Annotated in this window: 12 protein-coding genes and 1 pseudogene; 10 read left to right on the top strand and 3 right to left on the bottom strand. The window is 62.5% G+C overall.

Going from position 1 to position 11,840, the window contains the following annotated elements; genetic code table 11:
* Window positions 1-8 precede the first annotated feature (8 nt).
* The 5 genes and pseudogenes from ACYG9Y_RS17580 to ACYG9Y_RS17600 all read left to right on the top strand — a co-directional run bounded on the left by ACYG9Y_RS17580 (window position 9) and on the right by ACYG9Y_RS17600 (window position 5,090).
* Entirely contained in the window at window positions 9-1,616 is a 1,608-nt protein-coding gene (locus tag ACYG9Y_RS17580) for a carboxyl transferase domain-containing protein (RefSeq protein WP_023738559.1), read from the top strand.
* A gap of 1 nt (window position 1,617) precedes the next feature.
* A pseudogene (locus ACYG9Y_RS17585) lies at window positions 1,618-2,146 on the top strand (O-acetyl-ADP-ribose deacetylase).
* Between the two features lie 120 nt (window positions 2,147-2,266).
* Window positions 2,267-2,641: a hypothetical protein gene (locus ACYG9Y_RS17590; protein ID WP_023670207.1), complete on the top strand. Its 375-nt coding sequence runs from the start codon at window positions 2,267-2,269 to the stop codon at window positions 2,639-2,641.
* Between the two features lie 45 nt (window positions 2,642-2,686).
* Window positions 2,687-3,064 carry a hypothetical protein gene (locus ACYG9Y_RS17595; RefSeq protein WP_023684512.1) on the top strand — a complete coding sequence of 126 codons (378 nt, stop codon included), beginning with the start codon at window positions 2,687-2,689 and terminating at the stop codon, window positions 3,062-3,064.
* Between the two features lie 49 nt (window positions 3,065-3,113).
* On the top strand, window positions 3,114-5,090 hold the full coding sequence (locus tag ACYG9Y_RS17600; protein WP_023738558.1) for an acetyl/propionyl/methylcrotonyl-CoA carboxylase subunit alpha: 1,977 nt from the start codon (window positions 3,114-3,116) through the stop codon (window positions 5,088-5,090).
* Window positions 5,091-5,139: 49 nt separating this feature from the next.
* Here ACYG9Y_RS17600 and ACYG9Y_RS17605 read toward each other — a convergent pair whose 3' ends face one another.
* The gene (locus ACYG9Y_RS17605) at window positions 5,140-6,261 is read right to left on the bottom strand and encodes an ABC transporter substrate-binding protein (RefSeq protein ID WP_023738557.1); all 1,122 of its coding nucleotides are present in this window, start codon (window positions 6,259-6,261) and stop codon (window positions 5,140-5,142) included.
* Window positions 6,262-6,647: 386 nt separating this feature from the next.
* The gene (locus ACYG9Y_RS17610) at window positions 6,648-6,914 is read right to left on the bottom strand and encodes an SEL1-like repeat protein (RefSeq protein WP_006199745.1); all 267 of its coding nucleotides are present in this window, start codon (window positions 6,912-6,914) and stop codon (window positions 6,648-6,650) included.
* A 437-nt stretch (window positions 6,915-7,351) separates the two neighbouring features.
* Here ACYG9Y_RS17610 and ACYG9Y_RS17615 point away from each other — a divergent pair, with 437 nt between their 5' ends.
* From ACYG9Y_RS17615 to ACYG9Y_RS17635, 5 genes are all read left to right on the top strand, one after another.
* Window positions 7,352-7,693: a DUF2147 domain-containing protein gene (locus tag ACYG9Y_RS17615; protein ID WP_023687258.1), complete on the top strand. Its 342-nt coding sequence runs from the start codon at window positions 7,352-7,354 to the stop codon at window positions 7,691-7,693.
* A 224-nt stretch (window positions 7,694-7,917) separates the two neighbouring features.
* Window positions 7,918-8,070, top strand: a complete 153-nt coding sequence (locus ACYG9Y_RS17620; protein ID WP_023738556.1) for a hypothetical protein — start codon at window positions 7,918-7,920, stop codon at window positions 8,068-8,070.
* Window positions 8,071-8,109: 39 nt separating this feature from the next.
* Complete coding sequence (locus ACYG9Y_RS17625; protein WP_023670200.1) at window positions 8,110-8,304, top strand: hypothetical protein; 195 nt, start codon at window positions 8,110-8,112, stop codon at window positions 8,302-8,304.
* 277 nt (window positions 8,305-8,581) lie between these two features.
* Window positions 8,582-10,042 (top strand): AMP nucleosidase, encoded by a 1,461-nt coding sequence (locus tag ACYG9Y_RS17630; protein ID WP_023731828.1) that lies wholly within the window; start codon window positions 8,582-8,584, stop codon window positions 10,040-10,042.
* Between the two features lie 140 nt (window positions 10,043-10,182).
* Window positions 10,183-11,196, top strand: coding sequence for an endonuclease/exonuclease/phosphatase family protein (locus ACYG9Y_RS17635; RefSeq protein ID WP_156929813.1), 1,014 nt, complete (start codon window positions 10,183-10,185; stop codon window positions 11,194-11,196).
* A gap of 25 nt (window positions 11,197-11,221) precedes the next feature.
* Here ACYG9Y_RS17635 and ACYG9Y_RS17640 read toward each other — a convergent pair whose 3' ends face one another.
* Complete coding sequence (locus tag ACYG9Y_RS17640) at window positions 11,222-11,821, bottom strand: DUF922 domain-containing protein (RefSeq protein ID WP_023692824.1); 600 nt, start codon at window positions 11,819-11,821, stop codon at window positions 11,222-11,224.
* Window positions 11,822-11,840 lie beyond the last annotated feature (19 nt).

Here is an 11,840-nt window from a genome sequence, read left to right on the forward strand (position 1 = left end):
GAACCGATGTGGCCGTACTCCAAACCCAGATCTCGCCCTCCTCCGAAACCTACCTCGCCAATGCCGAGCGCATGCGGGCGCTGGTTGCCGACATTGCGGACAAGGCGGCAACCGTCGAGCGCGGTGGCTCGGAGGAGGCGCGCGAGCGTCATGTTTCGCGCGGCAAGCTGTTGCCGCGCGAGCGGCTGGCGCAATTGCTCGACACCGGCTCGCCTTTCCTCGAGATCGGCCAGTTCGCGGCATGGTCCATGTATGGCGAGGAGATTTCCTCGGCCGGCATCATCGCCGGCGTCGGCCGTGTCGAAGGGACCGAGGTGATGGTCGTGGTCAACGACGCCACGGTGAAGGGCGGCACCTATTATCCGCTCACGGTGAAGAAGCATTTGCGCGCGCAGGAGATCGCGCTGCAAAACAATCTGCCTTGCGTCTATCTGGTCGACAGCGGCGGCGCCAACCTGCCCAACCAGGACGAGGTGTTTCCCGACCGCGAGCATTTCGGCCGCATCTTCTACAACCAGGCCAACATGTCGGCGGCCGGCATTCCGCAGATCGCCTGCGTCATGGGCTCATGTACTGCGGGCGGCGCCTATGTGCCGGCAATGTCGGACGAGACGATCATGGTGCGCAACCAGGCGACCATTTTTCTCGGCGGCCCGCCTCTGGTGAAGGCGGCTACGGGCGAAGATGTCAGCGCCGAGGAGCTTGGCGGCGCCGACGTGCACACCAGGCTGTCCGGTGTCGCCGACCACTATGCGCTGGACGACGAACATGCGCTCGCGATTTGCCGGCGCATCGTCAAGAACCTCAACCGGCGCAAGACCGTAAGCCTGAGCTTACAGGAACCCGCGCCGCCGCTTCACGATCCGCGTGAACTCTATGGCATCGTGCCGACGGATCTGCGCCAGCCCTATGATGTGCGCGAGGTGATCGCGCGCGTCGTCGACGGCTCCGAGTTCGACGAGTTCAAGCAGAATTACGGCACCACGCTGGTCACCGGCTTTGCCCATCTTCAGGGCATGCCGGTCGGCATCATCGCCAATAATGGCGTGCTGTTTTCCGAAAGTGCTGTCAAGGGCGCGCATTTCATCGAACTGTGCTGCCAGCGCAAGATCCCGCTGATCTTCCTGCAGAACATCACCGGCTTCATGGTCGGGCGGAAATACGAGGCCGGCGGCATCGCCAAGGACGGCGCCAAGCTGGTGATGGCGGTCGCCACCGCTCGCGTGCCGAAGGTGACGATGATCATCGGCGGCTCGTTCGGCGCCGGCAATTACGGCATGTGCGGACGCGCCTACTCGCCGCGGTTCCTGTGGATGTGGCCGAATGCGCGCATTTCGGTGATGGGCGGCGAACAGGCGGCGACCGTGCTGGCGGTGGTCAAGCGCGAGGGCATCGAGCGCAAGGGCGGTGAGTGGAGCGCGGACGAGGAAGCGAAATTCAAGAAGCCGATCCTGATGAAATACGAGCATGAGGGCCACCCGCTCTACTCCTCGGCGCGGCTGTGGGACGACGGCATCATCGACCCGGCGAAAACGCGCGAGGTGCTGGCGCTCAGCCTGTCGGCCGCGCTCAACGCCGAAATCGAGGAAACGAAGTTCGGCGTGTTCAGGATGTGAGATGAGCAAGTTCGGCGAACGGATACATGTCCACACCGCGACATCACCAGGCTTGCGGTCGATGCCATCGTCAATGCCGCCAATTCCTCGCTGCTGGGCGGCGGCGGCGTCGACGGCGCCATTCACCGCGCCGCCGGCCCGGAGCTCGAATTCGAATGCCGGATGCTGAACGGCTGCAAGTCGGCGAGGCAAAGCTTACCAAGGGCTATCACCTGCCGGCACGTTACATCATCCACACGGTCGGACCTGTCTGGCGAGGCGGCGGCAAAGGCGAAGCCGGACTGGTCGTATCCTGCTATATCAGGTCACTCCAAATCGCCGCCGCCAGGGATTGCCGGACCGTGGCATTTCCGGCGATCTCGACCGGCATCTACCGTTATCCGAAAAATGAGGCGACGCAGATTGCCGTTGGCATCGCAGGTACCTTCGTCGGACAGAACTCAACGCCCGAAACAGTTATTTTCTGCTGCTTCGACGAGCCAACAGCTCAACTATACCGACAAGCCGTTGCTGCCATTGGAGGATGCTAGTCTGCATGGATAAGATGGTTCATCCACCTACGCAAAAGCAATTTTCGGTGAGCAGGCTGGCGGCACTGGAGAATAGACGCTATTGTTCATCCCGCATTGGGCAACGGGGATGGGGTAAAGATGAGGCCGAAATATTCGGGAAAGACGACTGCGTCGGTACTTGCAGTCTTGCTTATATTTGCGGTACCCGGCGTTGGCGCCGCGGCATCGCTGGCGGGAAGCAAAGGCGACATCCATTTCTATCCGTATTTGCCGAAAAGCCCGAAAGACCAGTGCACCATGGCTTACAACGCCTATGTGGCCGCCGGCGGCCATTCGGCCTATGCGACCACGCCCTATGCCCGGATCCGTTCGTTGTACATCATCTGCGGCTCGGGCTTGAATGCACCGTCACAGAAGGCTGCCGAAGAACGGGCGATGAAATCCTGCGAGTCCGCCCGCAGCCATTACAAGGTCATTACAGGTGCGGGCTGCGAAGTTGCGGCATCGAAGTAGGCCGACAAGCATCGGCTTGGGCATTTTTCAAATGGGCGGCGCAAGATGAAATCGACACGCATCAAACGAATTACTGTATCGATGCTTGCCGGCCTGCTCGTATTTACGGCACCCGGTATCGGGGCGGCTGGATCGCTGGCGGGCAGCAAGGGAGACACCCGATTCTGGCCTCCGTTGTCACTGAATCCAAAGGAGCCCTGCACGAAGTCGTACAACGCCTATGTCGCGGCGAGTGGCCACTCGGCCTACGCGACCACATTCTACTCGCGCGTCGACGATCTTTACATCATCTGCGGTGCGCGGCTGAACGCGCCATCTCAGAAGGCCGCGGAAGAGTTGGCGTTGCGAAGCTGTCAGGTTGGCCTGAAAAAGTGGAAGGTTCAGACCGCGAGCGGCGGCTGCAAAATCGCGGCTTCGAAATAGGCTCATTCCTGCCAGACCGGCGCCGCCCGAGACAAACTCTGGAGGCTCCATGTTCGCCAAGATCCTGATCGCCAATCGCGGCGAGATCGCCTGCCGGGTGATATGCACGGCCAGGAAGATGGGAGTGCGCACCGTTGCCGTCTATTCCGACGCGGACGCCAAGGCCCTGCATGTCAAAATGGCCGACGAGGCAGTGAGTATCGGTTCCTCGCCGGTCGGCGAAAGCTATCTGCGCGGCGACAAGATTGTTGCGGCGGCGCTGGCGACCGGCGCCGAAGCAATTCACCCCGGGTACGGCTTCCTCTCGGAAAACCCCGATTTCGTCGACCTGGTGGTGGCGGCAGGGCTCACCTTCATCGGCCCGTCGGCCGCCTCGATCCGCGCCATGGGGCTGAAGGATGCGGCCAAGCGGCTGATGGAAAAGGCCGGCGTGCCGGTGGTGCCGGGCTATCATGGCGAGGCGCAGGAGATCGTGCTGCTGGCGTCCAAGGCGCGTGAGATCGGCTATCCCGTGCTGATCAAGGCGCGCGCCGGCGGCGGCGGCAAGGGCATGCGCCGCGTCGAACATCCCGAAGATTTTTCGGAAGCGCTGTCAGGCGCACGGCGCGAGGCCAAGGCCGCGTTCGGCGACGATCGCGTGCTGGTCGAAAAATACGTCGACAAGCCGCGCCACATCGAGGTCCAGGTGTTCGGCGACAATTTTGGCAATGCCGTGCATCTCTACGAGCGCGACTGCTCGGCGCAGCGCCGCCACCAGAAGGTGATCGAGGAAGCGCCGGCGCCCGGCATGACGCTGGCGCTGCGCGAGGCGATGACGGAAGCGGCGGTCAAGGCCGCCAAGGCGATCAGCTATTCCGGCGCCGGCACCATCGAATTCATCGTCGATGCCTCGCAAGGGCTGAAGGCCGACCGCTTCTGGTTCATGGAAATGAACACCCGCCTGCAGGTCGAGCATCCCGTCACCGAAATGGTCACCGGCACCGACCTGGTCGAGTGGCAGTTGCGGGTAGCCGCCGGCGAAAAGCTGCCGAAGACGCAGAGCGAAATCACGCTTTCCGGCCACGCCTTCGAGGCGCGCATCTATGCCGAGGACGCGGCGAAAGGGTTTCTGCCGGCGACCGGCACGCTGCATCACCTGGCGTTTCCCGACAACGCGCCCGAAGGCGCCAGCATGCGCATCGAGACCGGCGTGCGGGCCGGCGATGCGATCTCGCCCTTCTACGATCCGATGATCGCCAAGCTGGTCATCCACGCCAAGGACAGGCAGGCGGCACTCGATGCGCTCGGGACTGCGTTGTCGCAGACCGAGATTGCCGGCTCGACCGTCAACACCGCCTTTCTCGCGGCACTTGCCGCGAACGCCGATTTTTCGGCTGGTGATGTCGATACCGGCCTGATCGGCAGGCATCAGGAAGCGCTGACCGCGGTCGCCCCGCCGAGCAGCGAGATCGTTGCCGCGGCGGCCCTTGCCGCGGCGGGCGCCGGTGCTTTGCCGCCGTCGAACGATCCGTGGTCGTCGCTTGCCGGCTATGCGCATTTCCACAGCGTTGCGCGCCGCACGCGCCTGCGCCATGGCGAGGACGATATACTGGCGCGTGTTTCAGTGCGGCCGGACGGGCGCTTCGAGGTGGCGCTGGACGCGCCCTATGACAGCGTCAATTCGCATGATCTTCGCGCCGCCCCTCGCCTTGCCCGCTGGCCAGGCCACGTCACCGTGTTCGAAGGCGCGGTCGGCTACAGTTTCCTCGTCCCGGATCCGCTGGCGCGCACCGACGAGGCGGCCGCCGCTTCCGGCAGCCTGCGCGCGCCGATGCCAGGCGTGGTCAAGCTGGTGCGCGCGGCAAAGGGCGAAAGGGTGATCAAGGGCCAGCCGCTGTTGATCCTGGAAGCGATGAAGATGGAGCACACGATCGCGGCCAGCCATGACGGCGTGATCGCGGAAATCGCCACAGAGGGCGCGCAGGTCACCGACGGAACGGTGCTGGTGCGCTTCGTTGAAGAGGCTGCAAGCCGGCTGGAGGCTTGAACAAAAATGGCCGGGACAAGCCCGGCCATTTCCATGAGTACGCGGCCGCTTACTGCGCGATCGGTGCGTATTTGCCGTCGTGCCACTGGTTGATGTCGTAGCTGGCGTTCTTCAGATCGCCCTTCTCGTCGAAGGTCACGTCGCCGACCACGGTGCTGAAGGGCGTGCCGTTCTTCAGCGCTTCGGCTACCTTGACCGGATCGTCCGTTCCGGCGCGCTTGACGCCCTCTGCAAACGCCTGAACGACGGCGTAGGAGAACAGCGTAAAGCCTTCCGGCACGAAGCCGCCCGCCTTGATCTTGGCGATGGCCTCCTTGGCTTCCGGCTTGGCCTGCGGGTCCGACGGGAAGACGAACAGGGTGCCTTCACCGGCGGGGCCGGCGACCTGCCAGAATTCCGGCGAGGCGATCGAGTCCGGCATGATCAGCTGGAACTTGACGCTCTGCTCGGCCGACTGACGCAGGATAAGCCCGGCTTCCGGGTGATAGCCGCCGAAATAGACAACGTCGGCCTTGAGGTCCTTCAGCTTGGTGACGAGAGCCGAATAATCCTTCTCGCCGGCATTGATGCCTTCATAGTCGATCTCCTTGAGGCCACCGGCATTCATCGTCGCCTTCACGGCATCGGCAACGCCCTGACCGTAGGCGCTCTTGTCATGCAGGATAACGACATTCTTGCCGGCATATTTCTTGGCGATCCACGGGCCAATGAAGGCGCCCTGCGCGTCGTCACGCGTATAGAGACGCATGATCGTCGGCCAGCCGGCCTTGGCGGCGGCATCGGTCAGCTCGGGATTTGAAGAGGCCGGGCTCATCATCAGCGCGCCGGCCTCGGCGTAGACGGCGGAAGCCGGGATGCTCGAACCTGAACAGGCATGGCCGTCAATAAACTTGACGCTGTTGGCAACGATCCGGTTGGCCACAGAAACCGCCTGCTTGGGATCGCACTGGTCGTCCTCGATGTCGAGCTTGATTATCGAGCCGTTGACACCGCCGGCGGCGTTGATCGCATCGGCGGCTGCCGTTGCGCCCTGCTTGAACTGATCGCCGATCGTGGCGAGCTGTCCGGTCATCGGGCCGACCACCGAAATGGTGATGTCATCGGCAAAGGCAACCGGCGCGCTCATCATCAGGCCAAATACGGCCGCGCTCAAAATACCCGTTTTTTTCATGGTGATAGAACTCCTCCCACACTCGCGCAGCCGCTCTGGCCGCGCTTCTTTCCGAAGGCGGGACAATTTCATCCTTCATTGGGCCTGTCTAGGCGCATCGGCGCCGCTCGATTGGGCCTCATCAACGCAAAAAGCCACGCCAGCCTGTTCCGGCCGGTCGTGGCTTTTTGCTCGTAGCAGTCCCCATGCGCCCCCGCGCCACGAAAACCTGCCCGCCGTCCCCATTGTGCACGACTGGACCGTGCCGGCCTGCCGCGTTCTTGTTCTTTCATGGTCGGCCGTCTTGTCGCGGCCTCGTCGTTTCACCGGTTCCGACCGTCTTTGCGGTCTTGATCCCGGGGCTTCCCTGTTTTCGATAATCTGCCTGCGATAATCTGCTCGCGATCTCAGTGCATCGTCATCCATTCGCGGGCTTCGCGCAGCGCCTTGGCGATCTCGACCTTGGACATTGCGGCCGACAGTTCCGAGCGCAGTTCCGCGGCGCGGACCGAGCCCTTGATGGCGGCGATGTTGAACCATTTGTGGGCGGCAACGACATCGGTCTCGCAATCGCGGCCGGTCGCATACATCATGCCCAGTTCGAAAAGAATGTCGGCCTGGGCAGTTGCCCCCATGGCGCCGAAGCCGGCTTCAAGCATTTCAAAACGTGCCATTTTAGTCCCCTGTCTGGCTCCCGAGAGCGGGCCTCTTCTGTCCCCCGGTGTTCCCTGGGGAGCCGCTCTTTCGATGCTTCCGAGAATGAGGCCGAGCCTTGAATCCGTCGTTAAATGGCGTGCTTAATTTGGAGAAAACAAAGCTAAAACAAGAGGTAAACGCGGAAATTCGTTAAGGATACAAAGTCAGCAATCCCGCCGTTTCTCGACCGATTTGACGAAAATTTGCAAGGCGCCGATCAACACTCTGCTAACCACGCGAACCAAAGCCAACGCCTCGATCGTTTCATTTCCACGGGCTGCACTCTCCCGACCCCGCATGAAAATTGCGAAACCTTCCGTCGCGGCACGCTTTTGTTTTGCCGGGAGCTGGATTAGCTTACGTTTGCGTAAGGGGCAGAGAGGCGGCTGCCCCATCTAAACCAGGGAGGACAGATATGTTTCGCAAAGTGAGCTTGGCCCTGGCGGCCGCCGTGATGATGGCTGGTGCGGCTTGGGCCGATCCGATCGAAGGCAATTGGAAGACACAAGCCGGCGACACAGCAGTTATCGGCGGCAGCGGTTCATTCTCCATCACCCTGAAGACCGGCAAATATGCCGGGAAGACCATCGGTTCGCTCAAGGCGGCCGGGGCCAACAAATATGCCGGCAACATCACCGATCCGGCAAACGACAAGACCTATTCGGGCAAGGCAACACTGTCGGGCACCTCGCTCAAAATGAGCGGCTGCGTGCTCGGCGGGCTGATCTGCAAGAGCCAGACCTGGCACAAGCTCTGATCTTGCTGCTTTGAGTTGACCAACGGGGCCTTCACAGGCCCCGTTTTCTTTGCAGGACGGTCCGCGCCATAGCGACGACCGTGCCGTTTGCGGCGGCGCAAACCCGAACCGACGCTCTCTCTAAGACCTCGTCAATCACTTTGAACCGCAGATGAACGTCGGCATCAGCGCCGGTTCAGTCGCATCAGGGCATTTGATGGCGTGTTCAAGGAGACACTACGCAAATGCTCGCTCGCCGCTTCACCATCGTCTGCCTGTTGATGAGCCTGTTCGGGATGCTCTTCGCCATCCTCGTGGCCGAATCCGGCCGTCCGGCCCGTTCCTGGAATGCAGCCAGTTCCTGCCAATTCGATTGCATGAACCATTTTCGCCCCTGAGACGACAAAGACATAGATCCAAACAGAAAAGCAAAAGCCATGAACCGCATCGCCATCAACGCCCTCCAGACCCTTCGGCTCCTGCCGCGGGCGGCGCTCGTTCTGGTCGTGTTGTCGGCGCCGGTCCTGGCCATGCCGATGATGCGGGCCAATGCCGACACGACGATCGACGCGCCGGCGACGAAGAAGCATGGCGTCGGCTTTGTCTTGCTGGTCAGTCTGCAGCGCGGGTAAGGTGTGCCGGTATTAAGGTGATGCTGGCCTGCAAGTGGCGGCCTTGGTGCTCACATGCTTCGAGTACGCTCCGCTCCGGTTCTCGAAGCCAACCAGTTTGGTCGCTTCGCGCCCGTCCTCGACTCCGGCTCAGCCTTACCTGAATCTCAGCACACCTTGGGCGTGGACGAATAAATCGACCACTTGGCGGCCACCCTCCCCTCCCAAGTGCGGCCTCAAGTCTCTATATTGAGCCATGGAAAAGCGAATCTACCCACAAGCTATCGAATCGGTCGTCATGCCGGAGCCTTTCGGCAAGCAGAGCTTCGACGACGCCAAAAAGGCCGTGGCCGCCTTGCAGGTGCTCTACGACCGCAACACCAAGTTTCTGCGCGACTCCTTTGCCACGCTTGCCGCCGGCGGCGACGAAAGCAAGCGCTACCGCGCCTTCTACCCGGAGATCGGCGTCACCACCAATTCGTTCACCCAGATCGACTCGCGCCAGGCCTACGGCCACATGCCGACCCCCGGGCATTTCTCGACCACCATCACCCAGCCGGTGCTGTTCGAACGCTATCTCGTAGAGCAGCTTCGCCTGATCATGCGCAATCACGGCGTGCCGGTAACGGTTTCGGAATCGACCACGCCGATCCCGCTGCATTTCGCGTTCCTTGAAGGAACCCATGTCGATGGCGCCGCCGCCGACCGCATCAAACGGCCGATCCGCGACCTGTTCGACGTGCCGGATCTCGACGGCACCGACGACCAGATCGCCAACGGCACCTTCGAGGTCGCGTTCGGCGAACCAAGGCCGCTGGCGCCGTTCACGGCGCAGCGCATCGACTATTCGCTGCACCGCATGACGCACTACACCGCGACCAGCCCGCAGCATTTCCAGAACTTCGTGCTGTTCACCAACTACCAGTTCTACATCGACGAGTTCGTCGCCCGCGCGCGGGCCCAGATGGCTGAAGGCGGCCACGGCTATACCGAATTCGTCGAACCGGGCAATGTCATCACCAAGGCAGGGCAAAACGCGCCCAGCGAAGGCGTGGCGGCGCCGCGCCTGCCTCAGATGCCAGCCTATCATCTGAAGAAGCCGAACCATGGCGGCATCACCATGGTCAACATCGGCGTCGGCCCGTCCAACGCCAAGACGATCACCGACCATGTCGCGGTGCTGCGGCCACATGCATGGCTGATGCTCGGCCATTGCGCCGGCCTGCGCAACACTCAGGCGCTGGGCGACTATGTGCTGGCGCATGCCTATGTCCGGGAAGACCATGTGCTGGACGATGACCTGCCGGTGTGGGTGCCGATACCGCCGCTGGCCGAGATCCAGGTGGCGCTGCAGGAGGCGGTCGCCGAAGTCACCGGACTTTCCGGCTACGATCTCAAGCGCATCATGCGCACCGGCACCGTCGCCACCATCGACAACCGCAACTGGGAACTGCGCGACCAGCGCGGACCGGTGCAGCGGCTGTCGCAGTCGCGCGCCATCGCGCTCGATATGGAATCGGCCACGATCGCCGCCAATGGCTTCCGCTTCCGCGTGCCCTACGGCACGCTGCTTTGCGTCTCCGACAAGCCGCTGCATGGCGAGTTGAAGCTGCCCGGCATGGCGACCGAATTCTACAAGCGGCAAGTGGCGCAGCATCTGACCATCGGCATCAAGGCGATGGAGAAGCTGGCGGAAATGCCGATGGAACGGTTGCATTCGCGCAAGCTGAGAAGCTTTTCGGAGACGGCCTTTCAGTAGACCGGCTTGCCGTAAATGTTTGCCGCGAGGCGTTTCGTCATCTTGATTGGGCCGCATTTCAGCCGATAAAGGCCTGATACCTCGGCAATGTATTACCCGGTCTATGGGCAAGACCCGGTCTGATGGCACGCGTGCGAAAGATGATGGCTTCAATGGCGTTCCTGGCAATGCTCGGCCTCTCGGCCGCGCTTGTAGCCGGGTTCTTTGGCGCACTGCATCCGGCCTTCGATTCCTTCGCCCATTTCCGCATCCATTTTGCCGTGCTGATGGGGCTGATTGCGCTGCCGCTGCTCGCCACCTCGTTTCGCCTGCAGGCGGGCGTGGGCCTGCTGCTGGCCGTGGCCGCCTTCGCCAGCACGTTGAGCACCTTGCCGCGCCTGTGGCCGGTGCGGGCCGCCAATGACGCCGCGCCCGGCAACGAACCGGTCTACCGGCTGCTGCAGATGAACCTGCGTTTCAACAATCCGACACCCAAGAAGGTTCTTTCGCTGATCGGCAGGACCAACCCAGACGTGATCACGCTCGACGAAGTATCGGCCATGTGGGCGACCGAACTCAGCTATATCCAGAACGCCTATCCCTATCGCATCCTGTGCGCCCATCCCGACGGCGTGTGGGGCGTGGCGCTTTTGTCCCGGCGACCCTTTGCGGCCGGCACCGAGCCGCATTGCGAACCGCGCGGCGCGATGGCGGCCGCCACCGTCGATTTCGGCGGCACTCCGGTCGATGTCGCGGCGATCCATTTGAGCTGGCCGTGGCCGAAGGAACAATACTGGCAGATCGGCGAGTTGACCGAGACGCTCACCTCGCTCGGCGAGACGGCGATCATGGCCGGCGACTGCAATGCCGTGCCGTGGAGCGCCGCGGTACGGCGCGTTGCCTCGCTCGGCGGACTGACCGTGATGCCGTCGGCCGGACCGACCTGGATCCACCGGACCCTGCCCGATTTCCTGCGGCGCTATGCGGGCCTGCCGATCGACCAGGTGTTTTCGAAGGGCGGGGTGACCATCCTGTCGTCGACGCAGATGGAAGAGACCGGCTCCGACCATCTGCCGGTGATGGTGGAATTTTCATTGATGCGCGACGAGACCAAGCCGGTCGACGAGGATTCTACCGCGACTGTGTCGCTGATCCAGCCCAGCATGGGCGGCTAGATCGTACGCCACGGGGCTTACGGTTTCACAAGCCTACCAAGGCCTCGATGATGCGCTCGACATGGCCGCCTTCACTGTGCTCGCGCGCGTCGAACGCGATCTGTTTTGCCTCATAGAGCTTGGAAGTGGCTTGCAAGCGCCGCGTGGCTTCGACGCGCGTTTTGTTGCATTGCGGATCGTTGGCAAATTTCAGGCCGCGAACCGACCGCTCGGCAGCCTGCATCATCTGCCCGGCGATACGGCCATGGGTTCCTTCATGAGCGAGAACGCCTGTGAAAAACCGGTTCCAGCGTTTGCGCAGCGCCGGCGTGACGGCCGAGGCGACGCGCGGGTAGGTGTAGGCGATGTTGAGCGTTCCATTGGCCTGGCGCAGGCGGCAGACGCCGTTGACCTGACCCACGTCCAGGCTCCAGTCGGCGGTGTAGCTTGTCTGCGCGATGGCGTGGGTCATGAAACCGTGCTTGGGGCCCCTGCGGTTCATGGCGATAACCAGACCGGCACCTGTCGTGCCGGTGATGTCATAGGTTCGCGTCTTGACGACGGTTTTCACCCCCGCCGACGCCGTCCCGACGACGCCGCAGGCCGCGCTTATGACGGCGACGCAAAACAAGACCAACACGCGCATGCCATTTTCCCCATGGACG

It is taken from the genome of Mesorhizobium sp. W050, from assembly GCF_054719535.1.

Coding starts and splice junctions, on each gene's coding strand:
- ACYG9Y_RS17590 (WP_023670207.1), top strand. CDS start 2,267: ATGAGGCCGAAATATTCGGGAAAGACGACTGCGTCGGTACTTGCAGTC.
- ACYG9Y_RS17640 (WP_023692824.1), bottom strand. CDS start 11,821: ATGCGCGTGTTGGTCTTGTTTTGCGTCGCCGTCATAAGCGCGGCCTGC.
- ACYG9Y_RS17595 (WP_023684512.1), top strand. CDS start 2,687: ATGAAATCGACACGCATCAAACGAATTACTGTATCGATGCTTGCCGGC.
- ACYG9Y_RS17600 (WP_023738558.1), top strand. CDS start 3,114: ATGTTCGCCAAGATCCTGATCGCCAATCGCGGCGAGATCGCCTGCCGG.
- ACYG9Y_RS17630 (WP_023731828.1), top strand. CDS start 8,582: ATGCCGGAGCCTTTCGGCAAGCAGAGCTTCGACGACGCCAAAAAGGCC.
- ACYG9Y_RS17620 (WP_023738556.1), top strand. CDS start 7,918: ATGCTCGCTCGCCGCTTCACCATCGTCTGCCTGTTGATGAGCCTGTTC.
- ACYG9Y_RS17605 (WP_023738557.1), bottom strand. CDS start 6,261: ATGAAAAAAACGGGTATTTTGAGCGCGGCCGTATTTGGCCTGATGATG.
- ACYG9Y_RS17610 (WP_006199745.1), bottom strand. CDS start 6,914: ATGGCACGTTTTGAAATGCTTGAAGCCGGCTTCGGCGCCATGGGGGCA.
- ACYG9Y_RS17625 (WP_023670200.1), top strand. CDS start 8,110: ATGAACCGCATCGCCATCAACGCCCTCCAGACCCTTCGGCTCCTGCCG.
- ACYG9Y_RS17635 (WP_156929813.1), top strand. CDS start 10,183: ATGATGGCTTCAATGGCGTTCCTGGCAATGCTCGGCCTCTCGGCCGCG.
- ACYG9Y_RS17615 (WP_023687258.1), top strand. CDS start 7,352: ATGTTTCGCAAAGTGAGCTTGGCCCTGGCGGCCGCCGTGATGATGGCT.